The 25375-nt window shown below is 61.3% G+C and carries 22 protein-coding genes and 2 pseudogenes; 18 read left to right on the top strand and 6 right to left on the bottom strand.

Annotated features, from left to right (window positions below; genetic code table 11):
• Positions 1-479 precede the first annotated feature (479 nt).
• Entirely contained in the window at positions 480-764 is a 285-nt protein-coding gene (locus ACZIRK_RS27110; RefSeq protein ID WP_165435611.1) for a hypothetical protein, read from the top strand.
• Between the two features lie 98 nt (positions 765-862).
• Here the strand turns inward: ACZIRK_RS27110 and ACZIRK_RS27115 are convergent, their stop codons facing one another.
• From ACZIRK_RS27115 to ACZIRK_RS27125, 3 genes and pseudogenes are all read right to left on the bottom strand, one after another.
• Positions 863-1081: a hypothetical protein gene (locus ACZIRK_RS27115; protein ID WP_130230749.1), complete on the bottom strand. Its 219-nt coding sequence runs from the start codon at positions 1079-1081 to the stop codon at positions 863-865.
• A 1484-nt stretch (positions 1082-2565) separates the two neighbouring features.
• Positions 2566-4002 (bottom strand): annotated as a pseudogene (locus tag ACZIRK_RS27120) (IS1182 family transposase).
• 536 nt (positions 4003-4538) lie between these two features.
• Positions 4539-4943 (bottom strand): baeRF12 domain-containing protein, encoded by a 405-nt coding sequence (locus ACZIRK_RS27125; RefSeq protein WP_130230751.1) that lies wholly within the window; start codon positions 4941-4943, stop codon positions 4539-4541.
• A 478-nt stretch (positions 4944-5421) separates the two neighbouring features.
• Here ACZIRK_RS27125 and ACZIRK_RS27130 point away from each other — a divergent pair, with 478 nt between their 5' ends.
• The 11 genes from ACZIRK_RS27130 (at position 5422) to ACZIRK_RS27180 (ending at position 14721) form a co-directional block, all read left to right on the top strand.
• On the top strand, positions 5422-5835 hold the full coding sequence (locus ACZIRK_RS27130) for a cupin domain-containing protein (protein ID WP_130230753.1): 414 nt from the start codon (positions 5422-5424) through the stop codon (positions 5833-5835).
• A gap of 446 nt (positions 5836-6281) precedes the next feature.
• Entirely contained in the window at positions 6282-6887 is a 606-nt protein-coding gene (locus ACZIRK_RS27135; protein WP_130230755.1) for a sulfite oxidase-like oxidoreductase, read from the top strand.
• A complete protein-coding gene (locus tag ACZIRK_RS27140) occupies positions 6880-7626 on the top strand; it encodes a ferredoxin reductase (protein WP_130230757.1) in 747 nt (248 codons plus the stop codon). Before ACZIRK_RS27135 ends, ACZIRK_RS27140 begins: the two co-directional genes overlap by 8 nt.
• Positions 7627-7883: 257 nt before the next feature.
• The gene (locus ACZIRK_RS27145; protein WP_463328402.1) at positions 7884-8570 is read left to right on the top strand and encodes an antibiotic biosynthesis monooxygenase family protein; all 687 of its coding nucleotides are present in this window, start codon (positions 7884-7886) and stop codon (positions 8568-8570) included.
• Positions 8571-8986: 416 nt separating this feature from the next.
• Positions 8987-9922: a LysR family transcriptional regulator gene (locus ACZIRK_RS27150; RefSeq protein WP_463328403.1), complete on the top strand. Its 936-nt coding sequence runs from the start codon at positions 8987-8989 to the stop codon at positions 9920-9922.
• The gene (locus ACZIRK_RS27155; protein ID WP_130227777.1) at positions 9919-10656 is read left to right on the top strand and encodes a peroxiredoxin-like family protein; all 738 of its coding nucleotides are present in this window, start codon (positions 9919-9921) and stop codon (positions 10654-10656) included. The genes ACZIRK_RS27150 and ACZIRK_RS27155 overlap by 4 nt, the downstream gene beginning before the upstream one ends.
• 12 nt (positions 10657-10668) lie before the next feature.
• Positions 10669-10950, top strand: a complete 282-nt coding sequence (locus ACZIRK_RS27160; RefSeq protein WP_245474870.1) for a GNAT family N-acetyltransferase — start codon at positions 10669-10671, stop codon at positions 10948-10950.
• Positions 10951-11175: 225 nt separating this feature from the next.
• Positions 11176-11751, top strand: coding sequence for a cytochrome P460 family protein (locus ACZIRK_RS27165; RefSeq protein ID WP_130227776.1), 576 nt, complete (start codon positions 11176-11178; stop codon positions 11749-11751).
• Between the two features lie 93 nt (positions 11752-11844).
• Positions 11845-12456 carry a DUF1993 domain-containing protein gene (locus ACZIRK_RS27170; protein WP_130227775.1) on the top strand — a complete coding sequence of 204 codons (612 nt, stop codon included), beginning with the start codon at positions 11845-11847 and terminating at the stop codon, positions 12454-12456.
• A gap of 69 nt (positions 12457-12525) precedes the next feature.
• Positions 12526-13329 carry a sensor histidine kinase gene (locus tag ACZIRK_RS27175; protein WP_130227774.1) on the top strand — a complete coding sequence of 268 codons (804 nt, stop codon included), beginning with the start codon at positions 12526-12528 and terminating at the stop codon, positions 13327-13329.
• 51 nt (positions 13330-13380) lie between these two features.
• The gene (locus tag ACZIRK_RS27180; RefSeq protein WP_130227773.1) at positions 13381-14721 is read left to right on the top strand and encodes an MFS transporter; all 1341 of its coding nucleotides are present in this window, start codon (positions 13381-13383) and stop codon (positions 14719-14721) included.
• 159 nt (positions 14722-14880) lie between these two features.
• Here the strand turns inward: ACZIRK_RS27180 and ACZIRK_RS27185 are convergent, their stop codons facing one another.
• Positions 14881-15582 carry an alpha/beta fold hydrolase gene (locus ACZIRK_RS27185; protein ID WP_130227772.1) on the bottom strand — a complete coding sequence of 234 codons (702 nt, stop codon included), beginning with the start codon at positions 15580-15582 and terminating at the stop codon, positions 14881-14883.
• 2 nt (positions 15583-15584) lie between these two features.
• Complete coding sequence (locus tag ACZIRK_RS27190; protein WP_245474868.1) at positions 15585-17090, bottom strand: MFS transporter; 1506 nt, start codon at positions 17088-17090, stop codon at positions 15585-15587.
• A 333-nt stretch (positions 17091-17423) separates the two neighbouring features.
• Here ACZIRK_RS27190 and ACZIRK_RS27195 point away from each other — a divergent pair, with 333 nt between their 5' ends.
• The 4 genes and pseudogenes from ACZIRK_RS27195 to ACZIRK_RS27210 all read left to right on the top strand — a co-directional run bounded on the left by ACZIRK_RS27195 (position 17424) and on the right by ACZIRK_RS27210 (position 21845).
• Entirely contained in the window at positions 17424-18143 is a 720-nt protein-coding gene (locus tag ACZIRK_RS27195) for a cytochrome P460 family protein (protein ID WP_245474867.1), read from the top strand.
• Positions 18144-18160: 17 nt separating this feature from the next.
• Positions 18161-19078 (top strand): NADP-dependent oxidoreductase, encoded by a 918-nt coding sequence (locus tag ACZIRK_RS27200; RefSeq protein ID WP_130227771.1) that lies wholly within the window; start codon positions 18161-18163, stop codon positions 19076-19078.
• Between the two features lie 1523 nt (positions 19079-20601).
• Positions 20602-20868: pseudogene (locus tag ACZIRK_RS27205) on the top strand (Arm DNA-binding domain-containing protein); the annotation flags it as partial.
• Between the two features lie 191 nt (positions 20869-21059).
• Positions 21060-21845 (top strand): tyrosine-type recombinase/integrase, encoded by a 786-nt coding sequence (locus tag ACZIRK_RS27210; protein ID WP_463328405.1) that lies wholly within the window; start codon positions 21060-21062, stop codon positions 21843-21845.
• 91 nt (positions 21846-21936) lie between these two features.
• Here ACZIRK_RS27210 and ACZIRK_RS27215 read toward each other — a convergent pair whose 3' ends face one another.
• The gene (locus ACZIRK_RS27215) at positions 21937-22293 is read right to left on the bottom strand and encodes a hypothetical protein (protein WP_130227768.1); all 357 of its coding nucleotides are present in this window, start codon (positions 22291-22293) and stop codon (positions 21937-21939) included.
• 370 nt (positions 22294-22663) lie between these two features.
• Here ACZIRK_RS27215 and ACZIRK_RS27220 point away from each other — a divergent pair, with 370 nt between their 5' ends.
• Complete coding sequence (locus ACZIRK_RS27220; RefSeq protein WP_130227767.1) at positions 22664-23011, top strand: hypothetical protein; 348 nt, start codon at positions 22664-22666, stop codon at positions 23009-23011.
• A 574-nt stretch (positions 23012-23585) separates the two neighbouring features.
• Positions 23586-25262, top strand: coding sequence for a SulP family inorganic anion transporter (locus ACZIRK_RS27225; RefSeq protein WP_463328406.1), 1677 nt, complete (start codon positions 23586-23588; stop codon positions 25260-25262).
• The last annotated feature ends 113 nt before the right edge of the window (positions 25263-25375 follow it).

Here is a 25375-nt window from a genome sequence, read left to right on the forward strand (position 1 = left end):
CGCCATCAGACTCGCTCGAAAGCGAATCCAACCCGCACACATCATCGCATGGTCACTTTGGCGTAGAGCTCACCAGGCCGCCGCCCAGCGCGCGCACTTCAAAACAAAAAGACAACTGTAATGCTAGTCGACTTATACCCTTTCACTAGCCGGAGGGTACCTCAGTACGGTCACTTCATACCCGCGCGCAATGGCGTCAACCAAGTGCTCGGTGCTACCTAATGAATGCGGAGTGAAAGGCAACGGAACCGGCCACGAGCAGGCAGTTGCAGGATAAGGTCGGCGGCGTAGCGCCCGCCGGCCTTTCTCTTGATCGAGCCGCGCGTTTGCCGCTCCAGTAATTAGAGTCTACTGCAGTTGGCTGCGGAGAGTACGCCATGAAAAACGTTGCCGATCTCTTGATGCGGTTTTGGCAAGGCAGCCAGCGCGCGTCCAATACTTAGGTTGCAGCTATGGCCGGCAATCGGGATCGATCCAGCATGGCTGATTTTGTCCGCATCCTTCAAGCCTACGATCAAGAGCAGTACGGCAGGAGTTGGGGGGCGACCGCGTCCCTAGAGCTTCTTGGGTCCCTTGGTGAGCGTGAGGAATCCGGTGACCGCGCGACCCGATGTGAAGGTATTTGCAATTTCCATATACTCAATTATGTACCATTTGGTACACAACGACGGTGCGCGATGTGGCGAATGTCGCGTATCGAGACTGCGATCTTCGTCGCGGCGGTCGTCGTCATGGTCGCGCTGGCGGTATGGATTGGCCTGTAGCCAAGGATCGAGAGAGGTGACGATGACAGATCGATCAGACAGCAGGCGATCGGCGGCGGCGACAGGGCGAGCGTGTCCTACCTCTCCTTCATGCTGGATCACCGCATCACGCAGAAGGTGGTGTCGTCAGCGTTGCCGATGCTGGTCAATCTTGGCCTGATCGAGATCGAGACGGGTCCGCGCGGCGGCAACGTGTTTCGGTTATCGAACCGCTGGCGCGGCATTGGCGAGGCCGAAGCCAAAGAACTGGCGCGCGAGGTGAAGCCGCATCGCACGTTCGAGAAGCGGCCGGAGGCGAGCCGGGAAAGAATCGCCAACTTGGCCACTCTGAAGCTGCCGAAGCCCATGACGGGCGAGCGGCGGAGGTACAGGCGGCGGCCGCCGTCGCTGCCAACGATGCCGTGGCAGGATGACCGGCTATATAGCACAAGCCTCGCGACCTCAATGTCTTGCCCGCGGAACGCCAGCAACTTGATCCCGGCCGTCACCTGCTCAGCGAGGACGCGACTGTCGGTAAGCAGGATGCGGGCATCTCAGAACTTCGTGATTGGAGTTGCTTCCGTGCAATCCAGAAAAAGTGTCCACCACCTCGGACTTAGATCCCTCGAGGACAATGTACCAGCTTGGAAAGGATCAACATCATGGTCTACGCTATCGAAGTCTGCACAAGACGGCACGGCTTGTTGGTGAAGTACGGAAAGGACGCTGGTGGCGACTTGAACGGACCGTCCAGTTGCGTCTGGATGGTACCGGGGACTTGGAGCGAATGATCGTAAAGCGTCCGAAATTGGACAGTTTCCCGGCGCGACCTCGCAACGCGGGCAAGTCGCAATTTTGGAGTTGAAAAACCAGCGCTTAGTGAAGGAACAAAAGCACCGAATTTCGTGATTTTCCCGGTGTGTGTACCGAAAATCTCATCCGAGTTGATGACGTGATGGAATCTCCTAAGCTAGCGGAATGATCGAGGTTCTGCGGTTCGTGCTGGCTGTCCTGGCCTCGCCATTCGAGTCGAAGTTGCGGCTTGAGGCTGAGAACGCGGTGCTTCGACATCAGTTGAATGTCTTGAGACGGAGTATCCATGGTCGCGTCAGGCTTACGAACAATGATCGCTGGTTCTTGATGCAGCTGTACCGCTGGGTTCCGTCGATCTTGCAGGTCGTCACGATCATCCGGCCGAGACGCTCGTGGGTTGGCACAAAGCCCGCTTTCGCTGCTATTGGCCTTGGAAATCGCATCGACGGGGAGGGCGGCCGCAGCTCTACGCGGAGCTGCGTGCGCTGGTCCGGCTAATGAGCATCGAGAACCCGCTATCGGGGCGCGCCACGCGTCCACGGCGAATTGCACAAACTCGGGTTTGAGGTCGCGCAATCGAGTGTCGCCAAATACCTGGTCAAGCGGCACGGGCCGCCAAGCTAAGGATGGCGCACCTTCTTGAGTCACCATGCGCGAGATGTTGCCGCCATGACCTGTTCGTGTCCCGACCCTTCTTCGACCCGCTGTACGCCTGCATCATCATGCGGCTGGGTTGCAGAGAGCTTCTCTGGATCAACGTCACCCCGCACCAACCGCGGAATGGGTTGCACGCCAGATCACGGAAGCATTCCTGTGGAACGAAGCTTCGCGTTACATAGTCCGCGACCGGGACCGGATCTATGGCGCGCTCGTCACGCGTCGATTTGCGCGCCGTGGGCATCCGCGGCAGATCCGCCGCCGAACTTCTAATTCGGTGGAATCGACCTCTCATCTCGGTGGCAACCAGGAGCTTCATGTAGGCGCTGATTTGGTCGCGCAGAGGCCGGCCTCACGCCCGCATCGCTTCCAGCAATCCACCTACGCCCATGATCGTCCTCACGCGCTTCATGTTGTAGGCGAGCACGGTGAGCGCCATCTCAGTGGCCACCTTCGGCAGCTTTTTCGTGAGAAAGTGCGTTGCTCCCATCCAACACTTCATCGTGCCGAACGGATGCTCCGCTGTCTGACGGCGGACCCCCATTGCATGGGGGGTGTGGTCGAGCCTCTCCTGAACTTTCCCCAGAATGGCCTCGTGCTCCCAGCGTGAGATGCGGCGCTCGGGGGGCTGTCGTGCACTGAGCTTTTAGCGCGCAGGTTTTGCAGGTGCTTGTCCAATAGCGACGCAGGGTCTTTCCGTCCTCTACGTTCGTATAGTGATAAGTTAGCCGCTCGCCGGCGGGACAGCGATAAACATCGTCGGCAGCGACATAGACAAAATCCTGTTTGCCGAAGCGGCCAGCAGCTTTGGCGCCCGAAGTCATCGGCTTCGGCAACGTCACCGTGATGTCGGCTTCCCCGCAGGCCCTGATCTCCTCTCCATCGCAATAGCCGCGGTCTGCCACGACTTCGAGCGTCTCGACAGCCATCTCGTCGCGCGCCTGCCGGCCATGTTGGCGAGTTGGTGGCGATCGGTGCCCACGTTGGTCACCCCGTGAGCCACGATGAGATGATGCTGCGTATCGACTGCAATCTGCACGTTGTAGCCAACGATCCCGGTGTCCTTGCCGCTTGTCGCCATCGAGCGCGCGTCAGGATCGGTCAGCGAGATCTGCTTGTCCTCGCTCTTCATCATCTCCGCATTGACCGCATTGAGCCGGACGGTCTCCTCCTTGAGCTTCTCGATCTCGCCCTCCAGCCTCGCAACTTTCGCCTCTGGCACTGCATCGCCGTGCCGATCGGCGGTCTCGAGCTGCGAGAGATAGCGGGCGATGCTCTCGTCGATCCGCTCCAAGCGCCGCTTCATCTTCGCCTCGGTGAAGTTCTTGTCCCGCGCAGTGACGGCCTTGAACTTCGATCCATCGATGGCGACGCTCGCTGCAACAAGCAGGTCAAGCTTGCGGCACAGCGCGACGAACTCGCGGCAGACCTCACGAATGGCCTTGCCATTGTCCTTGCGGAAATCTGCGATGGTCTTGAAGTCCGGCGCGAGCTGCCCGGTCAGCCAGATCATCTCGATATTGCGCTGGCATTCCCGCTCCAGGCGTCGGCTCGACGGCACGCGATTGAGGTAGCCGTAGATGTAGAGCTTGAGCATCATGCCGGGATGGTAGCCGGGTCGCCCCGTGTCGAGCGGCTGGACGCCAACGAAGCCGAGCTTAGCCAGATCGAGCCCGTCGACGAACACATCAACCGCACGTACCGGATTGTCCTCGGCCACGTAGTCGTCGAGCAGCGCGGGGACCAACGTGCTCTGTCCGCGGTTCACCCCTTCAACAAAGCGCTTCAGTAGATGCTCCCTGCAAACGCAGGGAATTCTTATCGCGCCAATCACGGCAAACAGATCGTTTTCACACGGCCTGGGCCACTAGCCGACATTCGCTCCATCCGCTTTCGCTTCAGTGCAAAGCAATTAATTGAATGCCGCGCTTCCGGGACGCCGTCGGCCTCAGGCCGCTGGATGAGATAGTAGGCAAGCTCCAGTCCACCGCGTCGTCTGGCCCGCCGAAAAACAGTCACCAATGTTGCCCTACCCAAGGCAACGCCGCTTTCGTTAATCGCCGCTTGATAAGCCGCTGCTGAAGTCGTTGATTTGCAGCCCAGGCTTTCCGTGCCGCCGGCACAGTCATCTCTGTTGTGACAACGAAGGCTCTCTGTGCAGCCCCTTAGTGTAGCCCAAGAGTGCAGGCAGCCTGCAATTGCAGGCTGATAGTTTCAATGCCGGCGGACGAACGCGCCTAACCGGCACCATCCGCATCGGCAGGAGTTTTGGTAACCGCTTACGTCACGAAGAGCGAAGTTCGCTCACCGCTCGGCGGTGGCGCGTCAGGCCTCGGCGATCAGTGAGGCGATGTCCTCGAGCGGACGATGGCTGAAGTCCTTTGCGAGTTCGCCCAAGATCTTGCCTCTCAGGTCGTGGTTGAAGTGCTTGCGCATCTCGCCCAGGGTCCTGGGGTCGGAGACAACGACCAGGTGTTCTATGGTCCCGTCCAGGCTAAGCTTGTTCAGGAACGCGGCCGTCGCTGCCGCGAAGTCGTCCTCAACGAGCCGCCTCCCGTCGGGGTTAGCAAAAACGGAGCGATGCCGCGCACGCGAGCCTGAGTGGGCGGAGGCAGGCGGAGCTGCGGTGATCTCGACCAAGTGCACCCCAGGTTTCACGCCTGTATTGTGGAACAGGCGGATCGTCTCGCCGTCAGCAACGGCTACTGTCGTACCGGTAGGCAGAATCATCGAAAGACCTCCCGTTCACGATCCCGCTTTAACACGGCGGGCTATGATACTCGTATGCCGGCGTTCTGCTGCGCCTCTTAAGCTCCCGGCACGAAACTCCCCGGAGCAGGACAGTCCCAACGATCGCCGAAAGGAATCGACGTTAGGTAGAAGATTGAGTCTATGACGGTCCAAAGGAAAATCACCTCTCGCTATGGAGTCGATAGCCGGCCGTTATCGGCAACGGCTGAGAGACGCTTGGCACCGCTGCGGAGTGAGTGCGGCGCTTCTGTCTGCGAGCACTCGCCCGAGCGGAACTCTAGGGCGACCGCGACGAGATGTTCACATGCCTACCGCCATCATAACGCGCGGCTATCGACTTCATGGCGTGACGTCATTTCCCATTCGCCGCGCGTAATCTCATGCTGACGAGCGTGAGCGGCAACCTTTCGCCGCCTCTCCGACATCTGAACAAGGGTCCACAATCAGGAGGCTGCAAATGTCAGTGAAGCAACCGGTTCTCACGCCGCCCCACGGCGGCGAAACGGTGACCTCGAATGGGGGCTCGAGCGTCGAGATGAAAGTGGAGAGCAGCCAGACCGGAGGCGAATATGGCGCTGTCCTGTGGACGGTGCGGGCCGGGGAGGAGCCGCCGCTGCATACCCACTCGCGCGAGGACGAGCTGCTCTGCGTGGTGCAGGGGCAGCTAATCGCGCGGGTCGGCGATGCCCGCGTCGAGGTGGGGCCCGGCGCCTACGCGGCTCTTCCCCGCGGTGTGCCGCATACAATCGAGGTGGTCGGCGACCAGGCGACTCTGCTGCTCAGCTTCGTGCCGGGTGGGCTGGAGCGCTTCTTGGTCCCGCGGAAAGGCGAGCAGCCCGATCCGACAGCTTTCGGCCTGACGTTCCCCTAGGGGCGGGGACCACGGCGCGCGGCGTTCGCGACCGTGCGCCCGCTCCGGCCCGGGTGCCGGCCGCGCGCGACCGCGCCAACTGATTGGTTCCACGGGCCGGCCTAGGCGAGCGACAATGGCGCGAAGATTTGATCTACGATGAAAAATCACCTTTCGCCATGAAGTCGATGGCCAAGCGTTGTCGGCATGGCAGAAAGACGTTTGGCACACTGTGGTGGGAGTGCGGCGCTTCCCATCGGCGACCGCGAAGCGGTGTTCACGTGCTTACGGGGATCATAACGCGCGGCTATCGACTTCATGGCTTGACGTCATTTCCCATTCGCCGCGCGGAATTCCATGCTTCGCTGGTACCTTGCTCATCCGGCGCACAGCAGCTTAGCGTGTTGTGCGGGACTAAGCTCCTTTCACCCGCTGCTCCTTTCACCCGCTGACGGAGGAAATCCGCTATGGTCACTCGCGGTTTCACAGGCCGCCAATCCGGATCAGAACAATCGGACCGGATTCCCCCAGGACAGCACCTCGTCGAGAATTTCCCGGTGCTTACGGCCGGTCCCACGCCGCGAATCGAGCCCGCGGACTGGACTTTCACACTCAAGGTCGGACCTCGTCCGGTCAAAGCGTGGAACTGGTCGGAGTTCAACGCGCTTCCACGAACCAAGATGACGCGAGATATCCACTGCGTGACCTCGTGGTCGAAGCTCAACACCGCCTGGGAGGGCGTGGCCATCGACGACATCCTCGCCGACGCTGGCCTTAGCGCACCCACTCCGTTTGCACTCGCACATTGCTACGACGGATACTCGACCAACGTGCCGCTCGCCGACCTCGCAATGGGGAAGGCGATGGTCTCGCTCAAGTACGAAGGCCAGCCGCTGCCGCGCGACCATGGGGGGCCGGCGCGCCTGCTCGTTCCGCATCTCTACTTCTGGAAGTCGGCGAAGTGGGTGAACGGGCTTCAGTTCACGGAGCGCGACGAGGCCGGCTTCTGGGAGCTGCGCGGGTACCACATGTACGGCGATCCGTGGCGTGAGCAGCGATACGCGAATGACTGAAGCGATTGCCGCAAACGCGGGATGGCAGAGCTGTGCGATTATCGAGATCGCGACGAGAACGCCGGCTATCAAGAGCTTCTTTCTCTGCCTCTCCGAACCGTTCGACTATACGGCCGGACAGCACGTTGACGTGCGGTTGACTGCGCCCAACGGCTACACTGCCATGCGCAGCTACTCGATCGCCTCGGTGCCGAGCGATTCCAAGTTGATCGAGCTGGCGATCGAGCGCCTCCCAGACGGTGAGGTTTCCCCGTTCTTCCACGACGTCGCCCAAGTAGGCGACACGATCGAGCTTCGCGGGCCGATTGGCGGACACTTTCTGTGGCCGGGGCCTTCCGGCAAACCAGTGCTCTTGATCGGCGCCGGCTCCGGCGTCGTGCCGCTCATGGCGATGATCCGGTATCGGAAGGCCAGCCGAGAGCCAGTGCCTGTCGCGCTGTTGCTCTCCTCCAGGACCTGGGGTGACGTGCTGTTCAGGGACGAGCTCCTCGAGCTCGAGAGGTCGCTTCCCGATTTCGTGCTCGCCTTGGCTCTGACACGAGAGCCGGCGATGCGCCGCACCGACTTCAGCAGGCGGATCGACGGCAAGATGGTCGCTGACGTCGCGGGGCGGCTGCCTGTGTCCGCCGGCTGCGCCTTCGTGTGCGGGGCGAACGCCTTCGTCGACATCGCGGCGGACGCCGCGCTCGCCTTGGGACTGGAAGCCGCGGCGATCAAGACCGAACGCTACGGCGCTTGAGAGACGATCCCTCTCGCTCCGCGGGAGGATAATTTTCGCAAACGCCAGATTATCCGTGCGGCCTGCGGCGATCACGGTCGTGCTGAATGCAAGGATACGCAACTGTGAACGAAACGGGAGCCACGCAGATGCTGTCAAAGACGATCGATCGACGGCTCGAAGGTCTTCTGCTGTGAAGGCGGCGCGCATGGCGGGGGCACCCCGAAATCGAGATCCAGATCGACTTCGTCGCAACACTCTAGAAGCGGGATACGACCATGTTTTCAGTGATTTTCGAAGTCCTCCCCAACAAAGAGAACTGGGATGACTACCTCGACAACGCCAAGATGCTGCGCCCCGAGCTGGAGCAGGTCGAGGGCTTCGTCGACAACATCCGCTACAAGAGCCTGATCCGCGAGGGTTGGATCCTTTCGCTTTCGAACTGGCGCGACGAGAAGTCGCTCGTCCGCTGGCGCATCCGCATGCGCCATCACGAGGTTCAACAGAAGGGCCGCGACGAAATCCTCGCAGACTACCACCTCCGCGTTGGCCAGATCACTGCCGATAATAACGTGCCCGCGGGGTACGCGCTCACGGAGCAGCGGCTCGACGAGACCGAGGTCGGGGAGGGAACGACGGTCACGCTGATCAACGCGACGCGCCCCGCGGAGTGGAAGCAGACCAACAACCCGTACGACTGCGCCGAGTGGCTCGGACTGAATCCTTGGGCCGCCAACTGCACGTCCTGGGACATCTTCGACGCCGTGCTCACGCCCGGCGACCTGATTCTGCTCATATGCTGGAAGGACGCGGCTGCAGCGCAGGCCTACGAGGACGCTTCGGCGCCGAATGACAGGGCGAGGGTCCGGAGAGTGCGGATCGTGCGCGACTACGGGAAATACGACCGTCGCGAGGCGCCTCAATACTACGCAGATGCCAAGGGCGGCGCGACCCTCCACGCCTGACACCGCTCCGTCGGGAGGGGCGCAGCCTGCCGGGAGTTTGACTCCGCGTTCCTGCCACCCAGTCCCGCATTTCGCCAGGCTTCATGAGAAACAGACGTATTGGCGGTTGACGAATTGTCGCTGAGGCTCGCTCCGATTGTTGTCGAACGATTGACCTCAGCCCTCACGATCATGCCTTTTGGGGGTGCGTACACGCGGCGCGGCGGCCCGTCCGGTTCTCGCCCACCTCGCATGCACTGGCCCGGCTCTCAGAAGTTCCTGAAATCGTGTCCGTGCGTCCAAATCAATCGGCCGAGCCGTTCCAACGTGTGCACGCAAGTTACATCTACGCCCATGATTGCGACGTGCTCGACACGTCGTCGAGTGAAGGCTCGTCAGTATCGACAGCCGCACCTTGACGGAGAACAGAACAACCGATGGAGCTTCATCAAGTTCGCTACTTCCTCGCCGTCGCATCCGCGCTCAACTTCACCCGCGCGGCCGAGCAGTGCAATGTCACGCAGCCCGCCCTGACCAAAGGGGTGCAGAAGCTCGAGCAGGAACTCGGCGGCCAGTTGATCTACCGCGAACGCCAGCTGACCCAACTCACCGATCTTGGCAAGGAAGTCCTTCCGATGCTGGAGCGCACACTCGCCTCGGCAGACGCGGTGCGTCGCCGAGCCCAGGAGTTCCAACGCAAGGACGTCGCGCCACTGAAGATTGGCCTCGCCCCTTCCATCTCGGCGTCGCTCGTGCTCGATCCGATTGCGGAGATCGCAAAGTTCGTCCCTGGACTTCACGTCGAGCTGCGCGAGGGCGTGGCGGAGAAGCTCGTTGACCTCTTGCTTGAAGGGGAGATCAACGCCGCAATGGTCGGGGACGTGCGGGACGTGCCCGCCCGCATCGACGACTGGTCGCTGTTCGAGGAGCGCTACGTCGCGGTTCTCGCGCCGACACATCGGCTCGCAAATCGTCCCTCAATCGGCATCGACGACCTCCGTGAGACCGTCTTGCTGGAACGCGCCGGCTGCGACGTCGCCCCGAAAATCCAGCAATCGTATTTCCCCGAGAAGCCGCCCCAACTCGGCCACTGCAGCGGTCACGACTTGCACCTGCAGCACATGGCCGCTGCTGGCTTCGGCGTGATACTCGCGCCCGAGCACATGCCGCGCCTTCCGACGCTTAAGACCATTCCGCTCGAAGGCGATCCAGTTTCGCGGGAGGTGCGGCTCCTGGCTGTCCAGGGGCGTCGCTACTCCCCGGCGCTGGACGCTTTCGTCAAGGTCGCGCGGCTTCGCGACTGGTCGGTCGAAGTCCCCGACCGGGGCGTGCCGCACGCAACGCTCCCGGAGGTGGCGAGGGCGCCCACATGACCACGACACGCGCGCCGGCGGCCAACCGTTTCCAGCCAATCGATCCTCAGCCTGATGACCACCCACCGATGCTAAACCAGACCGACAAGACACTCGCCCGGGTTCGCACAGAGCTGCTGACCACGTTCAGCGCCGCGGACTGGGAGGCATACAACCACCTCGTAGCCAGGCTCCGCGATACAGACGTGGCATCCCACGCGTTGAAGGTCGGAGACGACGCGCCGGACTTCCTCCTGCCGGACGCCGACGGCCGTCTCCACTCCTCCGAACAGCTGCGCCGCAACGGACCCCTCGTCCTGAGCTTCTTCCGAGGCGGCTGGTGTCCGTTCTGCACGGCTGAGCTCTGCGCCCTCCAGGCCGCGAAGGATGAGTTCGAGAGCATCGGCGCGACCCTCGCAGTCGTGACACCCGAGACGAGAGACTTCCCGCGGCAGCTCAAGCGGCGCCTGGGCTTGGACCTGAAGGTGCTCTCGGACGTCGACTATGGCGTTGCCATGTCGTACGGCGTGCTGTTCCGGGTGCCCGACGAGATCAAGGCGCACTATTCCGGGCTAGGGTTCGACTTCGGCGCGCGGCATGGGTCACCGGTGTGGATGTTGCCCATTCCCGCGACCTACGTGATCGACGCAGAAGGTCGGATCCGCAGCGCGTTCGTCGAGCCCGACTTCACGATACGGAAGGAGCCGGCGCAAATCCTGGCCTCGCTGCGCCAGGCCGCTTCCACGTTCAAGTGACGGAGGCCGAAGGTGGAAAACGACATCCGGGACAATGCGGCAATGACGCGGTTTGGAATGTCCCTCGGCGACGGCGCGCTCGCAGTCGCCTACTACAAGATCGAAGACGGTCGCGTCGTTCTGCTCCACACGGAGGTGCCACAAAAGCTATCCGGCCTAGGGTACGGATCGAGGCTGGCGCATGGCGTTTTCGAAGCGTTGCGACGCGACGGGGAAAGAGTGATCGCGAAGTGTCCCTTCATGTCCTCCTACGCCGCCCGGCACCCGGAGTACGCCGCATTCCTCGACGGCTGATCGCCGACAGACGGGACGCCGGCGCGCACGGCGCTTTTGGACGGCGATACCTCACGCCTATCGAATGCATGTCCAAAGGGAATTTCTAATTTCGTCGGCTTCGTCCGATCTTTGGGTCTGCTAGGCCGGCCGAGCACACGCGGTCGGCTCCGCAGCGATTGAAAAAGTGATTGAAGCCGTCGCGCTAAGTCACCGTGCCGTGCGCGAGCAGCAAAGGAGACCCCCATGAAATTATCGAGGACTGTCGGCGTGGCTGTCGCCGTCTCGCCGGTCGCCGGCACTGTGGCAGCGCTCGCGCAGATCAGCGGAACGACTCCCGCCGGCCCGACCGCGAACGTGGCGGACGCCGCCGGGCACCTGCGCGTGCCGACGGACTACCGAACCCTCTACCAAGCGCTCGGGAGCTGGGCGATTGCCGCCGACAGCGGCCAGGGCTCGAAAGAAATCCACGCCGTCTACGGATCCCCGGGGGCGATCGACGCCTACCGGAAGACGGGGCACTTCCCGGACGGCGCCGTGCTGGTGAAGGAAGTCTTCGCGACCTCGACGAACGACATGACCACCGGCACGATAAGCCACGCCGACAAGCTCAAGGGCTGGTTCGTCATGGTGAGAGACAGCAAGGGAACGCACCCCGGCAACCCGTTGTGGGGTGACGGGTGGGGATGGTCGTGGTTCGACGCTGACAAGCCGTTCAAAACCACCTCAACGGACTACCATTCCGATTGCCAGGGGTGCCACGTGCCGGCCCAGGCCACGGACTGGATTTATGTGAATGGATATCCCGCCCTGCGTAACTAGGCGACAGTATGCCTCGACGCTCTCCTCTTGCCGCGGTTTCGCGGAGGTCATGCCCGCGAGCTGGTGCGGCAAGCCGGAAGATTGAAGAGCCTATTGTGGCCATTCGTTTCGGTGATCGACCTTTCGGGTCCGACCGACGTTCAGAGTACAAACGAGCGCATGGAGTTCGACGTGTCCCTGTCGGTCTATGACATCACGGTCCCTATCATGGTGCACGGACTGAACGTGATGGACGACTATCTCGACCACGCCCAAGCGCTCGAGCGGACCAGGGGATTCGAGCCTGGAAGGATCCTTGGCGAGCGGCTCGCGTCCGACATGCTGACTTTCGGAGAACAGTTTTCCGTAAGCTGCAATAAGGTCGACGCCCACATGGCGAAGCTGATGCAGCGTGACGCGCCAGCACCCCACAACACCCTCATGATGTATTCGGCATTGAAGGGGCGGCTCCTCGAGACGCGCGGCTTCCTGCAAAACGTGCAGCCGGACGAGATTGCCGGCGCGCGCTCCCACACATACGAGCTGACGCCGCCTATCGTGCGCGGGTGGTTCGGCGGCGACGACTACATCCGGCACCTGGTGCTGCCCGACTTCTTCTTCCACATCTCGATTGCGCACGCGATCCTTCGGCACCTCGGAGCGAAGATCGGGAAGCGCGACTATCTCGGCAACCTCAGTCAGCAGAGCGGCGGTGACTACTCATGAGAGGCGGGCGGGGCGCGCGGCACGGCCGGGGCTTTCAAAACAGGAAAGCAAGTCGAGGGGACGCCGATAGTGAGCGAGTTGCGAGAGGTCATTGGCGCGCTGCAAGGCGACGCGGACTTCAAGGCTGAGATGAGAATTGCGCGAGTTTTCCACGAGACGGTTGGGCGGGACAACGACATGCATATGATAGACGTACTCGCAAGCGGGGTTGCTCACGACTTTAATAATAGATTGCAGACCATGGCCAGCGCCCTTAGCTTGATGCGCGTGCATGTTGCCGCAGGCCGTGCGTCTGACCTCGGTTCTCTCATAGAAGTTGCAGAACGGTCATTAGTTAGCGCCGGCAAGCTCGCGCATCGTCTTATGACGGTTGCGCGTAAACCGGTTCATCAATCGGACAACCTATTTCAACTTAACGATGCTCTTCTTTCAATGAGTGACCTGCTGCGCTGCGTCCTCGGAGAAGGAATCGTGCTGCGCTTGGCTTTATCGGATTCAGAAACTCGGATCCGATGTGATTCTCACCTGCTCGAATGCGCGATCATAAACCTTGTGATGAACAGTCGAGACGCGATGCCCCTGGGAGGTATCATTACAATCGAGACCAGCAAGTCTCACTCGCCCAAAGGCGACGATGGCCAAGAGTATGTTTCCCTATGCGTCACTGATTCTGGATGCGGCATTACCTCCGACATCCTGGAAAAGATATTCGAACCATTCTTTACGATGAAGCCACAAGGCGTTGGAACTGGGCTCGGACTTCCAATGATACACCATTTTGTTGATCAGGCGCGCGGCCACATTGAAGTTCACAGCATGCCGCAACAGGGCACATGCATAAAGCTCTACTTACCGACTGCCGCCGAAAGCTGAGAGTATGCGCAAAGTCGGCGGCCGAAAGGCCGCGTCAGAGATTGCATTCTGATGGGCGGCGTCGAATGTTTAACGGCATCTCAGCGCCGCTGGGCAATGCTCTGCATCTTGCTTGGACTTGGCCTAAGTTCCCTCGGAAGCGCGATCGTGAATATCGCCTTACCCAATATCTCGCGTTCATTCGCTAGTAGTGACGCGGCGACCGTTTGGGTCGTGAATGCCTATCAGCTTTCGGCAACAGTCTGCTTGTTGCCCGTCGCAAGTCTGGTCGAGTCACTCGGTCTGAAGCGCGTTTATGCCGCGGGTCTAGCTATTTTTGTTCTCGCGTCGTTAGGTTGCGCTTTCGCTCCAACATTGCCGATGCTGGTGAGTGCGCGCTTGATTCAGGGTGTCGGAGCGGCCGGGGTTGCTGTGGCCGGCATTGCATTTATACGCGTGATCTATCCGTACCGCATGGTCAGTACGGGCCTCGCGTTGGTCGCATTAGCGGTGGCGATACCTGGAGCATTGGGGCCTACCATCGCGGCGACAATACTTGCCGTGGCAAGATGGCCCTGGTTGTTTCTGGTGAATGTGCCATTCGGCCTTGCGGTACCGCTGTTTATTGCCGCTGCACCATCAGACGTTCGGGTTCCTCGTCCCCTCGATTTGATCGGGGCCGCTCTCAATGCGTTGGCGTTCGGGCTTTTCGTCGTCGGTGTCGGTACGTTGGGTATTGGCGATAGGCGCATTGCGATGGGAGAGATCGTCGCAGGTCTTTTCTGTTTCAGCCTCTTCGTTCGACAACAGCTCCAGCACTCTATGCCAATGCTGCCATTCGATCTTTTCCGTATACCTCTGTTTGCACTATCGGCGTGGACATCTGTCTGCTCCTATGCTGCACAAATCCTGGCTTACGTCTCCTTGCCGTTTCTGCTTGAGGCGGGGATGCATCTTTCGGCCGTGGAAACAGGCTTTCTCTTGACGCCCTGGCCGTTGATGACGGCCATCACGGCTCCAATCGCCGGCCGCTTGACAATCCGCTACCCCGCCTCGGTGATTTGCAGCATTGGTTTGGCGTTGTTGGCGGCCGGTTTACTTCTGATGGTCTTCTTGCCGACAACTCCGGCGAAGTGGGATGTCGTTTGGCGCCTCGCCCTTTGCGGTATCGGCTTTGGCCTTTTCCAGACCCCGAACAACACCGCGATGATGACGGCTGGACCCATAGGGCGTAGCGGGGCCGCGAGTGGGATGAATGCCGCGGCTCGCTACGTCGGATGGTCACTTGGTTCCGCCTTGGTCTCACTGATCTTCGGCTTGGGCGGAGATCATGGCGCGGTCTTTTGTCTGGTCGCCGGAACGGCCTTCGCTCTGATGGGAGCCGCTACCAGCAGCGCTCGTCGGTTCAGATAGCGTCAAAATGCCGGACGCCAGCACCTCGTCGAAGGTTGTGTGGCAATGTGTGCGCTGTCCGGGGCATAGGTTTTGGGTACACACAGCGGCCGAGATCACCAACGCCCGCCGCGTGGCGAATGTTTGCCTCCGCTAGAATGGGACTGAATAGGCCTGTCCCTAGCCCCGTTGCAGCAACAGGGCTGTCAGCTCGTTTGGCATGTCGAGCATCACATCATGCCCGCACGCAAACTCCTCTCGCCACCAGCGGCGTTCTCCTGCGAGCTCGTAAAAGCCGTCGAAATAAGGGCTGTCATAGCTCCGCGCCCGGATGTATCCGATGTTCGGAATCGTGTCACAAGCGCCGCTGATCTGCGCCGATGCTTCAAAAGTGGACAATGGCTGCACCGTGCACTGTCGGTCAACCCAATCGGCGTCTGCCGCGTTCACTGCCAAGAACGATGCCGGAGGCGGCGGGACCTTCCAACCATCGCCGTTCGCCGCGGCGAGTTCTCGGAATCTCTTCCCCTTGTCGGGTACGTAGTCGAAAAGAGTTTTGCCGTTGTTTGGCACAAAGGCATCGAGGTAGATCAACGAGCGAATCCGGTCTGACATCCGGTCGGCGACGTGGCGCACGACAAATCCAGCATAGGAATGTCCGACCAGGACGATGTCGCGCAGTTCTTCCCAAACCATGAGGTTGGTGACATCCGCGATGTGGGTGCCGAGGTTGACCTCAGGGCTCAAGAGGTGCGACCGTTCTCCAAGACCGGTCAGCGTCGGCGTGAACACCCGGTGGCCTTTTGAGGCCAGGAGGCGGCGCACGCGAGTCCAGCACCAACTGCCGTGGAACGCGCCGTGGATCAGAACGTAATCTGTCATTCTTAAGCTTCTCCCGAGCCGCCCGCTATCGCCACGGCCGGCGTCGGGGTTGTTGCAGCTATAAAGGCGCCGCAGATCGAGGTCGCAGCGGCTACGACGAGACCGACCTTGTAACCGGACTCGAAAGACGCGACACCGGCGGCCAGGGCCGCGCCGACAAGTTGCGCAATCCGGCTCGCCGCATTGTTGACGCCGGAGGCGAGCCCTTCGTCCGTCTGGTCAACACTCGACATGACGGACGCGGTAAGCGGCGCCACGAGCACAGCGAAGGACAGGCCAAGCAGCGCCATCGGTACGATCACACCGAGCATCAAGGATTCTTTCTGACCAAGCGCCATCCAGAGGTAGGCCAGTGCGGCACCTGCTGGTCCCGCGATGAGCATGGTCCGCGCGCCAATCTTGTCCGCCAAGCCACCGAAGACATTCGACAAGAGCCCTACGCCGAGCGTGAAGGGCAGAAATGCCAGCCCGGCATCGGTCGACGACAGGGTGCGCCGATCGACGAGCTCAAAAGGTAGCAGGAAGAACATGATCGAAATCCCCGTATAGACCATCAACGTCGCGACGTTCAGTCCGAGGAAAGCGCGGTTCTCTACCAGACGGGGCGGCGTCATCGGGTGTGCGCTTCCGCGCTCCCAGATCGCGTAGACGGCGATCCCGACAATGCCGAGCCCGGCGACGATCGTGAGTGCCGTGGTCGTCCGGGCGGAAGCGCCTGCGGCCGCCCAAGCTTCACTGCGTCCGATTTGGCTAAGCGCCCAGGCAAGCGCGCCGAGCGCCGAAGCGAGGATCGCGGCACCGATCACGTCGAACGGGCGCTGGATGCGGCCATCTTTGGGCGCGAAGACCAGCAGTACTCCCACTGCTACGAGCGCGAGCGGCGGGTTGATCCAGAACACGGATGGCCAGCCAAAGGTCTCGGTCAGCCAGCCGCCCAGGACAGGACCTCCGGCGGTGGTGAGAGCCGATGCCGCGGCCCATATGCCGATCGCCCGGTTCCGCTCCGCGCGCCGGTAGGTGGCGCCGATCAGGGCGAGGCTGGCGGGGGTAACAATCGCCGCGGCCGCTCCCTGCGCGCCGCGGGCAGCGATCAGCCAGGCCGGCGAAGGCGCCAGCGCGCAAGCCGCGGATGCCAGACCAAACAGGACGCAACCGGACGCGAGCATGCGCGCCTTGCCATAAACGTCCGCGAGCGCGCCGCCGATCAATGTCAGCGAGGCGAGCGCCAGCATATACCCGTTGAGAATCCATTGAACGGAGGCGAGGTCCGCTCCGAGGTCAGCGCGCAATCTCGGTAACGCAACGGGCAGCGCTGTCGCATCGATGAATGCCATCGAGGACGCGATCACACAGGCCGTGAGCACCATGCGCCGGCCCCAAGGTGCCGTTTCCTGCCCGGGCTCTCGCGGGCAGGGTTCTGCATCGATAACGCCGCGGCCGCACTGCTCTATAAACGGCTGCGCCTCGTGGTGACAAGCTCGCCAACTCTGGTTTGCAGGAGTGGTCATTCGCGGTCTCGTATTGCGTTGTAGGTGCTTCTGACAGCGTGGCGGTCGCCACCCGGCGAGGGAAATCGCCTCTCGCCATAGAATCGATAGACGATAGTTATTGCCTCGCCGCGCGGCGTGAGGCCGCCGCGGTCTGCGCAACTTGCCTTGATTTATGAATGGCAGAGAGGACCGTCGCAGCAGCATTCTCGGCTGCTATGGAAACTATACATGCCGGCTATTGGAAAATTTCGTCCCGCGCTGCGATCAATGGTTAGCACTGTCGCAGATTTCATCGAGTAACGCGCGGGACAATCTCGGACGGAGATTACTCAATTGCGTGGGAGAAAAAGTATGGTCGGGGAGAAAAAAGGTAGGCGCCTTACCCTACTGATCGCCGGAGCGGTTTCCAGCGCAGTTGGCAGGACAGCTGTATTCGCGCAATCCGAATCCAATAACATCGGCGCACCGACGAGGAAGCGCTGTCTCCCCGAATATACCGCATCCGGCGACTTGATACTGCCGGAGAATTTCAATGAGTGGGTGTTCGTCGGCTCACCTGTCACTCCGAACGCGCTCAACGGCGGGAAGGCCAATTTTCCTGAATTTCACAACGTTTATATCAAACCGGGTTCATACGAGATCTACAAGAAGACAGGTGAGTTTCCGGAGGGAACGATCTTCTTCAAGGAGCTACAGCTGACGCTCCCAGCCGAGAACCCGGATGGCTCCCGCACCGAGGCCTCCCGGCGAGGCTTCTTCCCCGGAAAGCTAAACGGCGCGGACGTTTCCGTCAGGATAGCAAGCGCTACGACGACACTGGAGGCTGGGGTTACTATAACATCGATCACCACGAGCCGAAGGCTCCGACAGCCTAGCTGCGGCCGAAGTCCGAATGCGCGTTCTGCCACATGGCTAGCGCTAAGAAAGACGACGTCTGGACCCAATTCTATCCGTTGCTGGACAAATGAAATCGTCAACGAACGCTACCGGTTCGCCAACACAGGGTGCCGCTGGCATGAGATGTCGAACGGGCTCTCATCGCTGGAACATATCCAGCAAAGAGACAAGTAACCGAGGAGACAATTCATATGAAGGCGATCATCGTAACGGACCGGGCCGCGGGAACGGCGGGAATGAAGCTGGGGGAGCAGTCCGAGCCGCAGGCAGCGATCAACGACGTCGTTGTTCAGGTTCATGCGTCGGGATTCACCTGGGATGAGCTGACGTGGCCTTCGACCTGGACCGATCGCTTCGGCCGTGACCGGGCGCCGGTGATTCCCGGGCAAGAGCTGGCCGGAGTGGTCACCGCCCTTGGCTATGGCACGAGGGGACTGTCGGTCGGGCAGCGGGTGTTCGGAGTCACGGACTCGTATCGCGGCGGCACGCTGGCCGAGTATGTGGCCGTCGAGGCACGCAACCTCGCGCCGCTGCCGGGCGATGTCGAGTTCGCGGTGGGCGCGAGCGTGGCTATGCCGGGCCTGACCGCGTGGCAGGGACTGTTCGTGCACGGCCGCCTTCAGGCAGGGCAGAGCATCCTCGTGCACGGCGCGGCCGGCGCGGTCGGTTCGATGGTCACCCAGCTCGCACGTGAGGCCGGCGCCTACGTGATCGGCACCGGACGCGCCGCCCACCGTCAGACCGCGCTCGACTTCGGCGCGCAGGAGTTCGTCGCTCTCGAGAACGACGCCCTAGAAGACGTCGGCACAGTAGATCTGGTTTTCGATATGTTCGGCGGCGACATCGCGAAGCGGTCCGCAGGCCTGATTGGAGCCGGAGGAACGCTGGTGACCATCGCCGGCCCGACCGAGGCACGGCCTGCCGACGGCCTGACGATCGACTTTGTTCTCGTGTCCGATCGCGCCCAACTGGGTGAGATCGTCCAGCGGGTGCGGGACGGACGACTGCGGACGAACATCGGCAACATCGCGACCCTCGATGATGCTGTCGCCGCTTTCAATCCGAGCAAGCGGACGAGCGGGAAAACGATCATCCGCGTTCGTCCGTGAGGACTCGGGGACGGCGAGCGGTTCTGCGCTCCTCGTGGATCATCGTCGCCTTTTGGATCGTAGCGTAGCAACACAAGGAGACTGGTTGGATGCAAAATTACGTCTTGGGGCATTCGAGCCGGGAACGGCACCGCGGAAAGTGTCTCGACAGGTGGAGGCGGTCGGCCGGGCCGCCTTCGTCACGGGCGCGTCGTCCGGATCGACCGCAGCGCTGTCGCGATCACTACGGCCCGCGAGCGCGCGCGCCGCTGGTCACGCCAATATCGAATTCGAAATGACCGGCTCCGGAAACTGCGATCTGGCTATCGGTCGCTATGTCTTGGTCCACCAGAGCGACCCTGTCGCACTGATCCGCAGCGGCCACTCACGTCCAGCGAGGCGGCGCAGTTGCCTTCCACGAGGTATTCCTCCTCGGAACATGGTGGTCCTTTCCCCTGGTCCCGCTATGGGAGGATACCTCCGATCTCATCAATACGACGTTTCGCTCAGTCGTTACGTGCCCTGATGCCGGAGCGCGGATGGTGGAGCATTTCTACAATGCGGGGGGGAGTTGCCTCGCCTGTTTTCGGAGACTCCGGTGGACGGCGGCCCCGACTCGTCTCTTACGCATGGGCCGCGGAAACTCTTCCGTTCGCTGTTGCCAAGAGCCGAGGAAATCGGCCTTGTGGCACGCGGCGAGATCGATATCGACAGGCTTGAGGACCACCTGCGCCAAGCGGTGACGGCGGTCCATGCTCAGATCGGCTTTGCCCATCAACATTGCGGCTGGGCGCGAGTCCTATGACACTTTTTGAGAAGAGTACACGGGGAGGACCGACGAAGTTCATATGTCCTCCCCCAACGGAGGCGAATCGTCCTCGGTGCCTGACAAGGGGTGGCCCGGTAGAGCCTCTAAGCAAGGGGCGCGTGTCATGTGCGATGATAGCGTGGCTTACGTAGCCGTGAGCCGGAGATCCGGTCGGTTTCGCTGAGGTAAGGGGGGATTGAAGTTCATCCTCAATCTTGAAGGGATTCCCAGACAAGTTCTCAGCTGAAAACAACTTCGTCAGCCGATCCATGATAGGTGATAAACCCGTTCAGTGCTGTATCGGCAATCAGCCCCGTCGCGGCCTTTCCCGCCGACAAGAAAGCCCGTGCGGTCGGTATCTGATCCGCCATCGCGGTTGTCGCCAGTGGCGTCGCGCCCGCGATCGCCGGCGCGATCCTCGATGACAAGTCCTGGCGGATGATCTTTCTGATGCTCCCGCCTGCTATCGCCAGCGCGCTGGCCGTCGGCGCCCTTAGGATACCCAACGACAGCCCGACTAGGTCGTGGACTCAATTGAGCGAAGCTAAATATTTTTCAGTCTCGCGATGAGATCACGCGAGACTGCTTGAAACAAGATGAAACAGGTAAGTGCCTGACGGTACAGGCTAACTTCCGTTTCGTGCCTCGTTTCTGCCGTCTCTCTTGGTCTCACTGCGAAGCACAGTATTTCGCACTTTTGTTAGCAGAGCTAACAGCAACCCGAGAGACGACATCCATGAGAACGAAGCTCACCGACGCGGCCATCCGGTCGTTCGCGCCGCGCGAGGCCCCTTACCCGGTCGGCGATTCCACCTGTCCCGGCCTCTGCATCAGGATCACGCCGAAGGGGGTAAAGACCTTCGCCTTCGCGTACCGCAACAAAACCACCCGCAAGGTCGAGTGGCTGACCCTCGGCCGCTACCCGGACCTGTCCCTGACGCGGGCGCGCGAACAGGCCAACGACGCGCGCAAGGTCGTCGCCAATGGCGGTTCGCCCCAGGCGGCCAAGGTCGAGCGCCTCGACGCTGAAAAAAAACTAAGACCTATGCCGAGGTCGTCGCGCTCTATCACGACGCCAAGCTGGTCCTGCTCCGTTCCGGGAAAAAGACGCTCAATACGCTCAATCGCATCGGGCGCGTCTACGACTGGAACGACCGCCCGCTGTCCTCGATCACCGACGACGATGCCGCCGAAATGCTCCAGGACATCGCCGACGAGCGCGGCAAGAAAGCAGCGGCAAACCAGACCCGATTTATCCTTGGCGCGATGTTCAAGTGGGCGAAACAGCCCGGCCGCAAGTTCACGGCTATCAACCCTTTTGCGGACCTTCCCGCGCCCGGTGGGGCCTCCGTTCCGCGCGACCGCTTCCTGAGTACCGTCGAAATCAAACAGGTCTGGCGGGCTCTGGAGGAGCCGGAACGGTTCAAGGTGTCGCGCGATGCCGCAACCGCGCTGCGGCTGATCCTCGTGACGGCGGCACGGCCGGGGATGGTAGCGGGCATGGTTGGCAGCGAGCTTCGCGACCTCAGTGGGCCGAGCGAGCACGGTCCCCACTGGTCACTGCCCGCAGAGCGCATGAAGGCCGGTAGCCCGTTCATCACGCCGCTCACCGGCCTGGCGCTCGAACTGCTACGGCCGCACCTCAAGAGCGATGCGGATGTGCGGCTGTTCAAGCTAGCCGGGCGGCAGCAGTTGTACGAAGCGGCCCAGCGCATCGTCGAAGGCCTCGGGATGCAGCCGTGGCGGCCGCACGATCTTCGCCGATCCGCCGCGACGATCCTCGACAAGTCGGGCTACTCGCTCGAACAGATCGGCGCGATCCTCGCGCATACCCGCAAGGGCGTGACGGCGGTCTATGCTCGCTGGGACAAGTTCGACCTGCGGCGCGAGATGGCGACGGTCATCGAACGGTCATTGCGCGAAACGTTGACCGAGACGCCCCAAGTTGCACAACTCAACCGGGACCTGCTCGCGGCGTGAGATATAAAAGCGACGCCAGCGCCGGTCTGCACCCGGTCAGCACATCGCTGGCCGGGTTTTTCTCATTCCGGCCAGCGCGAGAGGGGCCGCGTCAATCGGTCAGGTTGAGCGTCTTATCGGCGCAGACGTTGATGCCGGACGCATCCATCGACTCGCCGTCGTTGAACATCCCGCGCAAATCGAAGCGGCAATCACTGGCCTGCGGCAGTTTAGCCGACGCTTGCTTGCCGGATTTCACCGGGCCGACCACTTTCTTCCAGTCTGAAGAGCCGGACTGGGCCGCCTCCAGTTGGACTAGATCCGCTTTGCGCGAGTTCGTCACCGTCACTGTGACGGTGACTGCCGGCTTCGCCTTGTGCTTGGGCGTCGGCGCGGCCTGCGCGGTAAGGCCGAACAGAGTCGCTCCCGCGAGCGCCGCAGCAAGTGTCCGAGTGATCATCAGGTTCACTCCTAGCTCAGGTTCACCCCCTAGCATCACCACGACGCGCGACCCTTACGCCCACTGCGTTAAGCATCTGTTAAAACGAATTGGGTCCGGCCCGACGATTTCGCGGCCTGCTTGCGGCATCGGGTTGGTGTCGGGAGCGGATTTTGTGCTGATCGATCAACGCACCGCGTGCGAAAGCCGCTGATGCGCGCTTGCCTCGCCCGGTGTCGGTAGCGGCCACCTCGAAATAACGCACCGGCGAGGCTGGCTGCGAGGCGGGCGAATTCGACAGTTGTCGGATTTGAACGGCGATGTGCCGCTCGGTTTCTTTGATCCATGTCAACGGGCGGTTCGGTTGGCTGCCTTTCCTTTTTCCAAAAGGAATAAGCCAATGAAACGCCTGATCCTCACCGCTGCCATTATCCTTGCCACATCAACACCAGCGTTCACCCAGAACACCGAGCAGGAGAACAGTGCGGCGATAGCTGCCGTCATCTACATGATTGCGCAGAAGCGCTGCAATCTGACCACGGGGGAAGATGGCAAGCTTCGCGGAATGACCATCTCCGTGATCGAGGGCAACGGCTTCACTTGGGAGCAAGTTGTCTACGGTGAGAAGCCGATGATCGGTGACTTCCTGAAAGACAATCCGGTCTATGAGAAGGCTACCAAAAATGATCCTGCTGCCGTCAGGACCATCTGCAATGAGGCGCGCGCCATGCTTGCCAAAAAGAAATAGACCTAGCTGAACGTACCGTGACTGGCCGTTTCCCGGCAGACGAGGCGGTCACCGGCACCGGCCTCGGCACGATGACTTCGCGGGCTGATTGTTCGCACGCTCGGCTTCGATCCGGCCGCATTCGCGGGCCGGATCATCTGGATGCCAGCGCGAAGACGCCGCACCGCCGCATGCGCTGCAGCAGCGCGATCAGCATTCCCGACCCTGACACTGGAGAACGGCGCAGATGCGAGCGAGGAGGATGACAGCCCCCAACGATGGCACCATCCGCATCGATCACCGGGTCCTACAGACCACGGAGGACCCGCGGGGACCGCGCGACCGCGCTTATTGAGGATATCCGGTGCGAGAAAATCCGTGGTTGCAGTTACAGGGGAAGCGGCCCGTCCTACTCAATGCCGCTATGCCGCGATAGCGACCAAATTCGGCAGCGCAGCAAAACGACGCGATGTGGCAATAGATTGCGGACTCGATGTGTTGCTTTCGGTACAATGTACAAATGGGTTCTAAGATACCGGCAGCGGGTCCCGCATCCGCTAACACGATTAAACGTCTAACACGCATCGCACCAGGCGTGCAGGCGCTTTCGCGCTATCAATTTGCCGAAGACTTCCGGTACGACCTCGTTGCAGGTATTTCGGTTGCGGCGGTCGCGTTGCCTGTGTCGATAGCGTACGCCCAACTCGCCGGGTTCAACCCTATCGTGGGCCTTTATTCGAGCGTCTTGCCGCTAGTCGCTTACGCAATATTTGGTACGTCGCGCCAACTGATCGTGAACCCCGATGCAGCGGTCTGCGCGATGATCGCGTCCGCAATCGGACCGCTCGCTGCTGGCGATGCTGAAATCTACCTCTCGCTCTCGATCGCGCTGACGTTTCTCACCGGCCTGTTGTGCATTGGCGCGAGCTTCTTTCGCCTCGGGGCATTGGCAGATTTTCTATCCAAGCCAATCCTTGTAGGCTTCCTAAACGGCATCGCGATCAGCATTTTTCTCGGGCAAGTCGGTAAACTGCTTGGATTTTCAATCGAGTCGCATGGCATCGTTCCTCGGCTACTCGAAGTCTTCTCTAAGCTTCCGCAAACCCATTTGCCGACGCTCGCGGTAGGAGCCAGCAGCTTTGTCGTACTCTTCATCTCACTACGGTTCTTGCCGCGCATACCGGCGGCGCTGGTTGTGCTGATCGTTGCGGGCGCCGCGGCTGCCATATTGAAAGTTGACGCACAGGGCGTCGCAATTCTGGGCACAGTTCCTGCCGGGCTGCCACCATTGCGCTGGCCGACGTTTCCACTCGAACACTTGCCGTCACTGGTAGCCGACGCGGCCGGGTTAGCCCTCGTACTCTTTACCAGCGGCACATTGACGGCCCGCAGCTTTGCCTCGAAGGGTCACTACGAAATCGACGTCGATCGCGAACTAGCGGCCTATGGTGCAGCCAACATCGCTTCGGCCCTGTCGCAAGGCTTTGCCGTCACCGGAGCCGACTCGCGCACTGCAATGGGCGCCGCTGCGGGAGGCCGTGCGCAAGTGACTGGGCTAGTCGCCGCGGCCGCGATAGCGATCGTGCTTTTGTTTTTGACCGGGCCGCTGCAATACGTGCCGATCGCGGCCCTCGGAGCGGTACTGGTGTTTGCGGCTTTCTCGCTCTTTGACGTGAAAGCGCTTACAGAAATCTGGAAGATCGACCGTCTCGAATTCGGACTGGCGATGATCACTACGCTCTGCGTCGTGGCGGTGGGGGCGATCAACGGCATTCTCATCGCAGTGGCGTTCGCGCTGGCGCGCTTCGTAAAGCAAACCGCGCGCCCGCGCGCCGAGGTGCTGGGCAAGGTAGTTGGCTTACCCGGTTTTCATTCGATCGAGCGGCATCGGTCTGCGAGGACATTCCCCGGCCTCACGCTCTTTCGCTTCAATGCGCCTCTGACGTTCTTCAACGCCGACTATTTCAAGCAGCGAGCACTGGCTGCGGCCGATGCAGCAAGCCCCGGCCTGCAGTGGTTTGTCATCGACGCAATTCCAATTAGCGACGTCGATATCAACGGCCTGTATGCTTTCCGCGACCTGCGCAAGGCGCTGGAGGCGCGCGGCGCCACCCTCATCATTGCGGGCCGCAGGACTGAGTTTCTTATGTGGCTACGGGAGATCGACCTCTACCGAGCGGAACACGAGCAACGCATCTTTCCGACTTTGCGTCAGGCGATGAAGGCATACAGCAAGGCGCATCCGGCCGAATTGCCGCCGGACGAGGAATAACTTGGCAGCCGTTCCCTTTGACCGCGACTTTAAAAGAGTTCTTTCACGAACCGCCGGCCCTTCAACCTTGCCGGGTCATTCGCGACCGAGCCGAGCCAGCAACGAGTCCGGTC

It is taken from the genome of Bradyrhizobium sp. Leo114 (assembly GCF_055229415.2).